Source organism: Anatilimnocola aquadivae, from assembly GCF_049819085.1.
Classification (GTDB): domain Bacteria; phylum Planctomycetota; class Planctomycetia; order Pirellulales; family Pirellulaceae; genus Anatilimnocola.
In genome coordinates, this window is sequence record NZ_CP187419.1 from 7,925,071 (window position 1) to 7,937,590 (window position 12,520).

A 12,520-nucleotide genomic window follows, 5' to 3' on the forward strand; every position below is an offset into this window, starting at 1 on the left:
GTCCAAACAAGAGGTTCTTAATTGGACACGACCTTGCGTATCTCTCGGGTGCGGCGCAAAACCGTGTCCAAATAGCGGCCCGCTGATTGGACAAGTTGGTCTTCAACAGACTGGTGCCGACGGCGTCTCCCAGGCGAGCGCTGCCACCGCTCAATTCTTTCCCAGGCAAAAGCTAGCCGAACGACCAGTCGGCAGCTTAAATTAGGGGAGGCCGGAAATCGGTGCAGCGCGGTGCTTCGCGCGGGCACGGGTTCGGGCCGCTCGTCTTTCCAAAACATCATCGGCCGGCTGTGCCAGTTTCGATCGAACAGCTTCGATCGAACAGCCTGGTGCCGATTGGGAGTTGTCCTCATGTCGATTGTCGCTTGTCCGCGTTGTCGCGACGAAGTTACCTTGCCCGCCAAGGTGTCGCCGCAAGCGCGCGTTCGCTGCCCTCTCTGCCGCGACGAGTACATCCTGTCGGAAGCGCTGGCCAAGATGCCTCCCGCGCTGATTGTGCTCGACCCCGGTCCCGGTTTGGATGAGCCACATTACGACGAGCCCGATTACAAGGTCGCTGGCGATGCTGCCCCTGGCGGCATGTTCGATACGACTCCGCCGGGTGAAGGTGCCGTTAGCGCCGCACCTCGCCCGCTCAAGGGCGCGACTGCTCGCCCAAAGAAGAAGAGTGGCAGTGCCGTTGGGCAGATCATTCAGGTGGTGATGGGTGGCGTCGGTGCCATCGTGCTGTTTCACGCCTTGGCCTGGTACGTCCCCATGTTTGGCCTGGGTGATCCTCTTGGTGCAGGCCCAGTTGTTGCGCAGTATGTGCCGGCGATTGTTCCCGAGAAGTATCGCGGCACGAAGACTAGCGTGCCCAAGCCTGCGGCAGCGACCGACAATGGCTCGAATAACGTAAAGAAGTTCAAAACACCAGCTCCTGCCATTGTGAAGAAGAATGCTCAAGGGGGCACCAACTTCGATCCTGATGGCAAGTTCGGTTCGTTGGAGAATACCGAACCGGTCGTGCCAGACCTGGGTTCGGAAACGCCACCCGTGTTGCCACCCGAACCGGGCAACCCGGTGATTCCGCCCGAGCCAAGCGTGAAGATCGACGATCCGCTGAAGATGACCGACACTGTAAAGCCCGAACCGCCGAAGGTGGCGGAGGTGCCAAAGCCTACGGAAACCGAAAAGCCGGTCGACTTCACGCCACCAGCACCGAAGCCGGAAGACCCGAACGCCAAGCCCCCTGTTGGCTCGTTCGAAATCACCAAGGCCTATACGGCTGCCGTTGCCAAGCGAGGCATCTTCGAACAGGCTGATGCGGCCGATCCCGAGCGGAAGCAAAAGGGTCAGGAGATGTTCGAAGCGGCCGCCGAACTGGGCAACGTAGCTTCGGAAGCCGATTTTGCCGAAGCCGACCTGCAGGACAAGGCTTCGCAGATCAAGGAGTTTTCGGTGCTGCTCAGCGGGCAGTTGCCGTTCGTCAACTTCTTTGCCGCGGAGCGAATTAGCGCCACTGCAGGGGCTGGCCCCGGTCCTTTGCCTGACGGAATCGCCTTTGGCGGCAAGGTTGTCGACTTCAAGTCGGTGGGTGGCATGTTCGAAACCACCGTCGAAATTGCTCGTCGCTCGGGACCATTGACCGTCGCGGTCATCACTCCCAAGAGCCTGCAAGACGAAGGTGCCAAGGTCGGCGACACGGCCATTGTGCTCGGTCGCATTGTGCGCGATGTCCCCAAGGACCTGCCGAAGTACAAGGGCGAAGCGACCCTGGTGATTAAAGCGGGACACACTGCGGTTGTGCCCGCTGAGTAGAAGTGACTACAGCTTGGCAAACGCATCGAGCGCTTGCTCGATGTGATGCGGCTCGAGGGCTGCGGAAACTTGCACCCGCAGCCGAGCTTGTCCCTTCGGTACTACGGGGAAGCCAAAGCCGATCACCATCACGCCGAGTTCCATCAGCCGGCGACTCTTGGCGATCGCCTCTGCTTCGTCGCCGATCATGATGGGAATGATCGCGGTCGGTGAAGGGTGGCAATCGAAGCCCAGCTTGGCGAAGCCGGCCCGAATCTGCTTGACGTTTTGATGCAGCTTGGCCACTCGCTGCGGCTCGCGTTCGATAATCTCGATCGCCTTGCGAGCACTGCAGGCAACCGTTGCCGGAACCGCATTCGAAAAGAGACTCGGCCGCGAGCGTTGCAACAGCAAGTCGATGACGGTTTGCGAAGCAGCCACATAACCACCTGCTGCACCGCCAAGCGCCTTGCCCAGCGTACCCGTGAGCACGTCGATTTGCCCGAGCGAGTGGAAGTGCTCGGGAGTTCCTTTGCCGGTTGCACCTAAAGCGCCGATGCCGTGGGAATCATCCACCACCAGCATGGCTTCGTACTGTTTGCACAGCTGAATGATTTCCGGCAGCGGGCAGACATCCCCTTCCATACTGAAGACGCCGTCGGTCACGACCCAGCGACAAGCCTTGCTTTGCGTAGCCTGCAGCTTTTGTTCGAGATCGGCCAGGTCGTTGTGTTTGTAGACGGCCCGTTCGGTGCTTTTGCCCACGAGGCGGATGCTGTCGATGATGCTCGCGTGATTCAGTTCATCGGAAAGGATGGCGTCATCCGGACCGGTCAACGTGGGGAAGACTGCCGCGTTCGCATTCCAGCAGGCGACATAGCTGAGCGAGGCTTGCGTGCCGACAAAGCGGGCAATCGTCTCTTCCAGTTCGCGATGGCAGGCAAGGGTACCGCAGATGAAGCGAACCGAAGCGGTTCCCGCGCCGTACTTTCGCAGCCCTTCGTGCCCGGCCTCGATCACTTCGGGATGATCGGCCAGACCGAGATAATTGTTCGAGCAGAGTACGATGACTTCGCCGCGACCTTCGATGGTCGCGGTTGCGCCGAGCGAACCGGTGAGATACTGAAACTGCTTCAGTTGGCGAGTATCGGCCAGCCCTTGCAACAACTCTCGACCACGGGCCTGAAACTGGGCATTGGGCATGCTGACCTCAATCAAGATTCCGAGCCGGCAGCGAACGCTTCCGGCTCAGGGGCAATTCGCGTGTGACTTACTCGTCGTCGGCCTTGAACCAAGGCGTGAGTGTGGACACATAGGCGTGCAGTTCGTCGGCCTTGAAGTACAAACCGATTTCGCGAGCCGAAGCTTCCGGACCATCGGAGGCGTGTACCAGGTTCATCTGACGACTGCTGCTGTAGTCGCCGCGGATGGTACCGGCGGCAGCCTTCAGGCCGCTCGTCGCACCGAGCATATCGCGGACGACCTTGATGGCTTCCAGGCCTTCGACGACCATGGCCACGATGGGCGACGCGGTGATGAACTTCTCCAAAGCAGGATAAAACGGCTTTTGGACGTGTTCGGCGTAGTGTTCTTTGGCCAAAGCCGGGGTGACCTTCAGCATCTTAAGGGCGATCAGGTTCAGGCCCTTATCTTCCAGGCGGCTGATGACCTTACCCATCAAACGGCGTTGGACGCAGTCGGGCTTAAGCAAAATGAGGGTACGTTCGGCGGGCATGAACAAGTCCTGCTAGTGAAGATCGCAAACGGTCAGAGAGGCACGCTCTGTTCGGAAAATCGTATGAACAGGCCCCGATTTTACGAGCGGTGCGCAGTTCGGCAAATAGGGTGTGAGCCGGCGGCGACCAGGCGCGAGTCAAGCGCACTCGGCAGAGACGCTGACCGCTCATTTGCGGGAATCCTTGGCGGCAGCGTTGCCGCCCGAAATCTTGCATCCGGCTCAACTTGCGTTCAGTGCAAAGTCATTCCTGGCAATTCGATCGGTTGCCGCGGCATTACTTCTCTGTCTGCCCCTTGAACGCTAGCGGCGGAACGTGTTAACTTCGAGAGATTTTACACGCCGCCCGGTTTTGCGCTAGAACTGCGCGCGGGGGTCGCAGGCCGAAAAAGGCTGGGCGTACTCTCCTCCGGGGATCAGAGATAGCTCCCTCGCCATCCAAGGATTGATCTGCTCGTGCCAAAGCGAACTGACCTCAAAAAGATTCTGCTAATTGGCTCCGGTCCCATTGTGATCGGCCAGGCTTGCGAATTCGATTACTCCGGCACACAGGCTTGCAAAGCCCTGCGCGAAGAGGGGTACGAAGTGGTGCTGGTGAACAGCAACCCCGCCACGATCATGACCGATCCCAACATGGCGGATCAAACCTACATCGAGCCGCTGACCTGGGAGATTGTCGAAAAGATCATCGCGAAGGAACGTCCCTGCGCGATCCTGCCGACGCTTGGTGGCCAGACGGGCCTCAACCTGGCGATGGATCTGGCCAAGCATGGCGTGCTGGCCAAGTATGGCGTCGAGATGATCGGTGCCCGGCCCGATGTCATCGCCAAGGCCGAAGAGCGCGAACTCTTCAAGCAGGCCATGCATAAAATCGGCCTCTCGGTTTGCCGCGGCGAAACCGTCAAGACCGTCGAGCATGCTCGCAAGGTTCTGGCCATGGTTGGGCTGCCGGCTGTTGTTCGCCCCAGCTTTACGATGGGTGGTAGCGGTTCGGGTATCGCCTACAACCGCGAAGAATTCGACAACATGGTGCGGAACGGCCTCGACCTGTCGCCGGTCACCGAGGTGCTGGTCGAAGAGTCGATCATTGGCTGGAAAGAGTACGAGATGGAAGTCGTCCGCGATATGGACGACAACGTAGTCATCATCTGCTCGATCGAAAACTTCGATCCGATGGGCGTCCACACTGGTGACTCCATCACGGTCGCCCCGGCCCAAACGCTCAGCGACAAAGAATACCAGCGGATGCGCGATGCGAGCATCGCGGTCATTCGCGAGATCGGCGTCGAGACGGGCGGCTCGAACATTCAGTTCGCGATCAATCCGCGCGACGGCCGGATGATCGTCATCGAGATGAATCCTCGCGTCAGCCGCAGTAGCGCGCTGGCGAGCAAAGCCACGGGCTTCCCCATTGCCAAGATCGCCGCGAAGCTGGCCGTCGGCTATCGGCTGCACGAACTGGCCAACGACATCACGCGCAAGACGCTCGCCTGCTTCGAGCCTTCGATCGACTATGTCGTGACCAAGATTCCACGCTTCGCCTTCGAGAAGTTCCCCGAAGCCGATGCCACGCTGATGACGCAAATGAAGAGCGTCGGCGAAACGATGGCCATCGGCCGCACGTTCAAAGAGTCGTTCCAAAAAGCCCTGCGCGGCCTGGAAGTGGGCGCGTTTGGTTTTGGCTGCGACAACAAGGACCTGTGGGGCACGCCCATGCAGCCCTCGGCCGACGATATTCGCGGCAAACTGGCCGTACCGAATGCCGAGCGCGTCTGGCATCTGCGCTATGCCATTAAGTCGGGCATGACGCGCGACGAGATCTTTCAGCTGACCTTTATCGATCCGTGGTTCCTCGATCAACTGTTCGCCTTGGTCGAAATGGAAGAGTCGCTGCGAAAGCTGGGCGACATTTCGCAAGTCGATGATGCGACGTTTCGCAAGGCAAAGCAGTTCGGCTTCTCCGATCGCCAACTGGCCACCATGTGGGGCACCACCGAGATCGACGTGCGCGGCAATCGCAAGGCGCGCGGACTCGTTCCCACGTACAAGGCCGTCGACACCTGCGCTGCCGAGTTCGAAGCCTACACGCCTTACTTCTATTCGACCTACGAAGAAGAAGACGAAACGCCGCCGCGCAAGCCTGGCAAAAAGCGGATCATGATTCTCGGTGGTGGCCCCAACCGCATTGGCCAGGGAATTGAGTTCGACTATTGCTGCTGCCATGCCAGCTTCGCTCTGCGAGAACTGGGCATCGAGTCGGTGATGGTCAACAGCAACCCCGAAACGGTCAGCACCGATTACGACACTAGCGACCTGCTCTTCTTCGAACCACTCACCACCGAAGATGTGCTCAACATCTTCGATCGCATCGAGCCCGAAGGAGTGATTGTGCAGTTCGGCGGCCAGACACCGCTGAACCTGGCTCGCGCGCTGCATAACGCCGGCGTGCCCATCATCGGCACCAGTGTCGATACGATTGAAGCTGCCGAAGATCGCGAAAAGTTCGCCAAGATTCTGCGCGAGTGCAATCTCAAGCAGCCCGCGAATGGCATCGCCCGCACCATGAACCAGGCGCGCGAAGAAGCCGCGAAGATTGGCTACCCGGCGATCGTACGCCCCAGCTTTGTGCTCGGCGGCCGCGCGATGGAGATCTGCTACGACCACTCGCAGTTCGAGCGGTTCGTCGCCGAAGCGTTCGTCGTGGCGCAAGGGCAGCCGGTGCTCATCGATCGCTTTTTGGAAGATGCCACTGAAGTCGACGTCGACTGCATTTGCGACGGCGAGAACGTCGTGATTGCCGGCATCATGGAACACATCGAAGAAGCTGGCGTTCACTCGGGCGACTCGGCCTGCGCAATTCCGCCTTACAGCTTGCCTGGTCCTGTTGTGCAAGAGATTCGCGAAGCCACCGCGGCAATGGCCTTGCACTTGAAGGTCATTGGCCTGATGAACGTGCAGTTCGCGGTGAAGAAAGAAGACGGCAAGATGACCGTCTACGTGCTCGAGGTCAATCCTCGCGCCAGCCGCACGGTGCCATTCGTGGCCAAGGCCACGGGCATGGCAATTGCCAAGATCGCGGCCAAGGTGATGACCGGCGTCAAGCTGCCCGATCTGGGCGTCACACGCGAACCGATCCCCGCCCACGTCAGCGTGAAAGAAAGCGTCTTCCCGTTCCGCAAGTTCGCGGGAGTGGATATCGTGCTCGGCCCCGAGATGCGCAGCACGGGCGAAGTGATGGGCATCAGCGAGCGCTTCAGCATTGCCTTTGCCAAGGGGCAATTGGCTGCAGGCACTTTGCTGCCGACCGAAGGCAAAATCTTTGTCAGCGTGTCGGCGCGGCACAAAGAATCGGTGGTCGAGTTGGCTCGTCGCTTGACAGTGCTGGGTCATGAGTTGGTTGCTACCGAAGGAACCGCTCGTCGTCTGGAAGAAGCTGGCATTGCTGTGACCCGCGTCAAGAAGATCGTCGAAGGCCGGCCGAACCTGCTCGACTACTTGAACGATGGCCAGATCAAACTCGTCATCAACACGCCCAGTGGTAAGGGTGCCCGGACCGACGAAGGTCGCATCCGTGCAGCCGCCGTACAACTGGGCGTCCCTTGTATCACCACCATTCAAGCGGCCGAAGCAGCCGTCAAAGCGATGGAAGCCTTGCGTGAAGAGACGATGGAAGTGCAGTCGCTGCAAAGTCGCTTCGGGCTTCCCCCGCGACCGCCGGTATAGTCAATCACGAGCTTGAACTTTGGTCTTGCGTAAGCGAATGTCGCCCTGGCAGCATTCGCAAATTTTGAGTTCGTACATCGCGATCGAGCAGATATCGCACCAGTAGTCGATCTCAAACTTGCCCTCATCCGTGAGCTCGTACAGGCGAATGACCTGGCCGGCGGGCGAGCCGCGGAACTTGCGGACCAGAACTTCGAGATTCATCTTGCGCAGGCGTTCGTCACTGCGGAGCGCTCGGCCGCGGACATCTTCCACGATGGGGATCAGCGTGCCGTCTTTGGTTTCGATGGCCAGCGTTCGTTCTTTCGCTTCATCGACCGATTGCACGTTGTGTAGCCGCTTGAGCGCTTCAGCGAGAAACACGGCCTGGCCGCGATAGGTTTGCAACTCGAACGCAGCTGGGGCCTCAACAGCCTTGGGCTCTTCAGCGCGAAGCGAGCCTGCCATCAACAGCCCGCTCGCAGCGATCAGCAACTCGCGTCTTTCCATTCTGCGTTCTGCCTTCTTACTTCTGCCTTCCATTCACTCTCCCGCATTCCCCACCACGACCAGTTCCATTGCCTGGTCAGCCGTTTTGCCATCCTGGCTGGTCTTACCGACAAACCGCAGGATGTGCCATTCTTTTTCTTCGTTGTGCCGCACGGCGAGCTTTTCGGTCGAATCGCTCAAGCGTTGCAGCGAGAGAATCGCGGGGTGCGTGGCACCGGTGGCTTCTTTGCTGGCAGCGACCAGCGGCTTGTACTCCAGCGTCGCTGGCGAGCGGTCTCTGGCTGCGGGCAGCACCAGCAAAAAATCACGCGTGGGTGAAGTGCCAACATGGGCACCGTCGACCGGCTGCTGGCCGTAACGCAGGGTGTAGATGCCTTTCTCGATGTCTTGATCGCGGAAGTCGTTCGCCTTACGCGGATAGCGAATCACGCCGATCAATTGGCCGGGCTGCAGCGGATAGATGATCTCGCCGCCGACCTTGTCACCCTTCAGCGGCCATTCTTTGCAGATCCAAATCTCACAGACCGTCCGCGATTCCCCTTTGACGAACTTCATACCCGTAGGCTGCAGCAGCGAGGCGATCTCAGGAGCCAGTTCATCGGCTGGGGCGGGCTCTTCGATCTTCTCGACCTTGTACTCCTGAGCAAAGGCGATCGGGCTACAGAACAAACCAATCGCGAGAAATAAGCAGCAGCAAAGGGCCGAAAACGGGCGGTAAAGCATCGGTAGTCCTCGGGCGAGGAGGGCGGGGCGGGAAGATTTTCTCGCCTCATTATATCCATCAGCGGGCCAGAAAGCTCCCTCGTCGCCCGTGCAAAGCAAATTGCTCCCCCCTTGCGACGCAACCAGCCCCTCCCGTGAACAACCGCCGGTCGTGAGCCATTGCGGGGTTGGTCCCCGGGGCGGATAATTGCCGACTCTGTCAGCAGTTACGCTTCCCTTTTCTCCGGTGCGCAGCCTGCTTGATCGGCCCCCATTCGACCCCACGTGAGGAGTTTGCCCATGCCACTGGTTACCCTGCGCACTGTTCTGGATCACGCCGCCGAAAACAACTACGGCGTCGCTGCCTTCAACGTCAACAACATGGAGCAGATCCAGTCGATCATGGAAGCGGCGAAGGAAACCGACTCGCCCGTGATCGTGCAGGCCAGCCGCGGTGCTCGCTCGTACTCGCAAGACAACTACCTCCGCCACTTGATGCTCGCCGCCGCGGAACTCTATCCGCAAATTCCGATCGTCATGCACCAGGATCACGGCAACAGCGTGAAGACCTGCTTGTCGGCCATCGAGAACGGCTTTACGAGCGTGATGATGGACGGCTCGCTGGAAGAAGACGGCAAGACCCCGGCCAGCTACGAATACAACGTCAAGGTCACCAGCGAAGTGGTGAAGCTCGCCCATGCCAAGGGCGTGGGTGTCGAAGGTGAACTCGGTTGCTTGGGTTCGCTCGAAAGCGGCGAAGGCGAAGCCGAAGACGGCCACGGCGCCGAAGGGGTTCTCTCGCACGATCAACTCCTCACCGATCCGGTCCAGGCTCAAGACTTCGTTGCCAAGACCGGCATCGATGCCTTGGCCGTAGCCATCGGCACCAGCCACGGCGCGTACAAGTTCACTCGCCCGCCGAAGGGTGACGTGCTGGCCATGGACCGCATCATTGCCATTCACAAGTTGCTGCCGAACTGCCACCTGGTGATGCACGGCAGCAGTAGCGTGCCGCAAGACCTGCAAGACGAACTGAACAAGTACGGCGGCAAGATGAAGCCGACCTGGGGCGTGCCCGTCGAAGAGATTCAGCTCGGCATCAAGAACGGTGTGCGCAAGATCAACGTCGACACCGACAATCGCATGGCCATCACCGCTGCGGTTCGCAAGGCTCTGATGGAAAGCCCCGAGAAGTTCGACCCCCGCGACTACCTCAAGCCCGCCCGCGATGCCATGAAGAAGGTCTGCGTCGCCCGCATGGTCAGCTTCGGCCAGGCCGGTCAGGCCAGCAAGCTGATGGCCAGCGGCAAGGTCAAGTAGCGAGAGAGGCTGCCAGCCTGCCTCACTTCTTACCTGCTTATAACCACCGAGGGACGCGTCAACCACGCGTCCCTTTTTCGTTGACTTGCTTGTCCATGGGTCTTGGTCGGCTCTCGCTTGATAACCAATTTTGATAACCTTTTGGCGACTTTTGCGTTGATAACTTTTTGCCATTAGTCCCAGTCCAGCAAACACTTCCGTCGAGCAATCTGCCGAAATCACCGGTTTCTTGATAACCATTTTCTGCCCCTCCTCCGGGGGTAGTGCTTCTGCCCGTCGGGCGGCGTCGACGACTCCGATCGTCTGCACGAATCGACTGTTCACCGGCCTCCTTTGATAACCAATTTTGATAACTTTTTGGCGACTTTTGCGCTGGGCGCTGTCAAGTTAGAAGTGTCCGCTGGCAGAATTCGGAGAAGATTTCGTCGGGGGTTTGATAGTTTAAGCGTTTGCGTGGTCGTTGGTTCAATAACCGCTGCACCTCGGCCAGCTTGCGCCGATTCAGGCCACGCAGGTCGGTGCCTTTGGGGAAGAACTCGCGGACCAGGCGGTTGAAATGCTCGTTGCTACCACGTTGCCAAGGGCAGCGTGGAGTGGCGAAATAAATGTCGAGTGACAGACTCGACATCAGCTCTTGGTAACCGGCGAATTCGGAGCCATTGTCGAATGTCAGCGAGTGCCGAGCCTCGGGTGGAAGCGTGCCTAAGCGCCGTTTTATCGCGTTGTTCACCGTGGGAGCACAGCGGTTCTCCACTGGGAGCAGCAAGGCGAAGCCGGTTTTCCGTTCGACGAGGCTGACCAGCGAGGCCCGCCCGCCACGGCCGACGATCGTGTCTCCCTCCCAGTCGCCGATTCGCTCGCGTAGGTTGATGATCTCGGGCCGCCCGGCGATCTCGCGCGCCGGTGACTTGACCTGCCGCGCACGAGGTTTGCGGCGTTTGTGGTTTCGCAACATTCGCCGCCAAAGGTAACCGAAATCGTCGGTGTCGATCCAGCGGTAGATCGTTTGACTGGAGCAGCGACGCTGCGGTTCGCACGGGAATTGCCGCTTCAAACGACCGGCGATTTGATCGGGTGACCAGCGCTTACGGAGCCCTGCCGTGACGACTGCCACCAACTCGGGTCGGCGTAACTTGCGGCACTTCTGTCGAGCCTGGCAACGCCGCTGTTCGGACAAGCGTTGCGCTTCGCACGCAGAGTAGCCGCCATAACGCGAGTTGCGTTTGAGCTCGGCTCGGATCGTTCGCACGTCACGACCCAAGCAGCTTGCCATCTCTTGCTGCGTGGCGCGCATGGCCACCAGCTGCGCTAGGACCTGCCGCTCGACCAACGTAAAATGCCGATAGGTTTGTCGCTCTTCCATCGCCGGGACTCCGTTTGAAGAGTGGTTGAACTAACCTCATTCAAACTCCCCGGCGGTGGATCTTCACGCAAATTCCGCCCGTGATAGCGGACACTTCAAGTGTGGCAGCGCCCTGATAACTTTTTGCCATTAGTCCCGGCCCTTCAATCACTTCCGTCGAGGATTCCGTCGAAATCACCGGTTTCTTGATAACCATTTGACGACCACTTTTTGCCCCTACTCAGCGGCTCTCCTTGCGGGACAGGCTGCGCAGCCTGTCGTGCCGCGCTCCACGACATTTACACAACACCTGATGATCTATTGCTGACGTTTTGTCAAGCAAGTTTATTGCCATGCGTTTGTATTGTTTTCCGATGCGTGTTCTAGCCGTCGCTCGCGGACCAAGGTCTCATCCGCCGGATGTGACCTTGGTCCGCGAGGTCAACGCAACATCGCCAATCCAGGTCACAGCGAGCCGATGTGACCTTCCGGGAATAAATCGTCACAATATAGACAAGTTTATTGTCACAGTTATTGACAACATTTCACCAGCTCGCCACAATTGCCCGAATGCACTTCGACAATTTCGAGGACGGTCGCGGGAACGTAAACCGCGGAACGGTTGTTGATAAACGGAGGTCATCAAACCGCGAACCACAAGAAGCCGCCAGGAGCTGGACTGATTGGCGAGCGTTAGACGGTTGGATCCCAATTCGCGGGCAAAACATTTTTTGGCTTAATGTCGTAGTAGTAAATGCCGTACTGCTGAAGCGAGCGGACAGCGGACATCACTTCGTCGTACCGATCTTCGTAGATTTCCTGCAGCTCGCTGTACATGTACGCCCATTGTTCACTTGTAAAATCCGGTGTGTGATCGAGATAGCACTTACCAAAATCAAGAAGGTACGGTGCTCGAACAGTGGTTATCTCGATGATCTTTCGTTGCCCGTCGCAGTCAACCAACTGAGGGATTGCAAATCCGCGAGCCTCCTTAACTTTTGCAGCTGCAAGCCGAATGTAGCACTCCTTTTCTATTTCAAATTGCTTCCTGTCATGAAACACTTTTATCGCTGTTCTGTCGGATGTCAGCCAGACCGCGCCGTCGGTGCCATCTCCTAGAAGCTCAAGCGATGTTGACATTTCGTGTGATTTGGCGTACTCCTGAGCGTATTGTTCAAGCAAGGGTGGAGGCATGATGATCGACCATGAAGGCGGATATTCTTCCAATGTGGAGATACGTCTAGAGATTGAAGGCGCTGTCTTGAGCGTCGCGCAGGTCGGCCGCGATTCACTAGTCCTCAGCGACCCGCACGACGCTCCATTGGCCGGATACGCTCGTATCGTAATTACGGTAGACGGTCGCGAGCATCCACACGATGTTCTTCTTCACAGCAAAGACGCCCGCATCGTGAATTTCGGGTAGGTTTCCC

General features: G+C 58.7%; 10 protein-coding genes. 4 read left to right on the forward strand and 6 right to left on the reverse strand.

Translation table 11 applies throughout. The features are described 5' to 3' along the window. Positions 1-351 precede the first annotated feature (351 nt). The gene (locus NA78x_RS31310) at positions 352-1,800 is read left to right on the forward strand and encodes a hypothetical protein (protein ID WP_425616318.1); all 1,449 of its coding nucleotides are present in this window, start codon (positions 352-354) and stop codon (positions 1,798-1,800) included. Positions 1,801-1,806: 6 nt separating this feature from the next. Here the strand turns inward: NA78x_RS31310 and NA78x_RS31315 are convergent, their stop codons facing one another. After that, positions 1,807-2,982: a glycine C-acetyltransferase gene (locus tag NA78x_RS31315; RefSeq protein WP_425616319.1), complete on the reverse strand. Its 1,176-nt coding sequence runs from the start codon at positions 2,980-2,982 to the stop codon at positions 1,807-1,809. 67 nt (positions 2,983-3,049) lie between these two features. Next, on the reverse strand, positions 3,050-3,514 hold the full coding sequence (gene ndk / locus NA78x_RS31320; protein WP_425616320.1) for a nucleoside-diphosphate kinase: 465 nt from the start codon (positions 3,512-3,514) through the stop codon (positions 3,050-3,052). A 456-nt stretch (positions 3,515-3,970) separates the two neighbouring features. Between ndk and carB the strand changes: the two genes are divergently transcribed. Further along, a complete protein-coding gene (gene carB, locus NA78x_RS31325) occupies positions 3,971-7,237 on the forward strand; it encodes a carbamoyl-phosphate synthase large subunit (RefSeq protein ID WP_425616321.1) in 3,267 nt (1,088 codons plus the stop codon). On the opposite strand, the gene NA78x_RS31330 is transcribed toward carB, so the two are convergent. Next, positions 7,238-7,726 (reverse strand): hypothetical protein, encoded by a 489-nt coding sequence (locus tag NA78x_RS31330; protein WP_425616322.1) that lies wholly within the window; start codon positions 7,724-7,726, stop codon positions 7,238-7,240. It abuts the gene before it with no gap. Positions 7,727-7,759: 33 nt separating this feature from the next. Further along, a complete protein-coding gene (locus tag NA78x_RS31335; RefSeq protein ID WP_425616323.1) occupies positions 7,760-8,449 on the reverse strand; it encodes a hypothetical protein in 690 nt (229 codons plus the stop codon). A gap of 279 nt (positions 8,450-8,728) precedes the next feature. Between NA78x_RS31335 and fba the strand changes: the two genes are divergently transcribed. Next, a complete protein-coding gene (gene fba / locus NA78x_RS31340; RefSeq protein WP_425616324.1) occupies positions 8,729-9,748 on the forward strand; it encodes a class II fructose-bisphosphate aldolase in 1,020 nt (339 codons plus the stop codon). Positions 9,749-10,130: 382 nt separating this feature from the next. Here the strand turns inward: fba and NA78x_RS31345 are convergent, their stop codons facing one another. After that, on the reverse strand, positions 10,131-11,111 hold the full coding sequence (locus NA78x_RS31345; protein WP_425615609.1) for an IS30 family transposase: 981 nt from the start codon (positions 11,109-11,111) through the stop codon (positions 10,131-10,133). A 672-nt stretch (positions 11,112-11,783) separates the two neighbouring features. Continuing rightward, the gene (locus tag NA78x_RS31350; RefSeq protein WP_425616325.1) at positions 11,784-12,284 is read right to left on the reverse strand and encodes a hypothetical protein; all 501 of its coding nucleotides are present in this window, start codon (positions 12,282-12,284) and stop codon (positions 11,784-11,786) included. On the opposite strand from NA78x_RS31350, the gene NA78x_RS31355 reads away from it, so the two are divergent. Then, positions 12,283-12,513 (forward strand): hypothetical protein, encoded by a 231-nt coding sequence (locus NA78x_RS31355; RefSeq protein WP_425616326.1) that lies wholly within the window; start codon positions 12,283-12,285, stop codon positions 12,511-12,513. The two genes, NA78x_RS31350 and NA78x_RS31355, sit on opposite strands and share 2 nt — an antisense overlap. Positions 12,514-12,520: the final 7 nt, after the last annotated feature.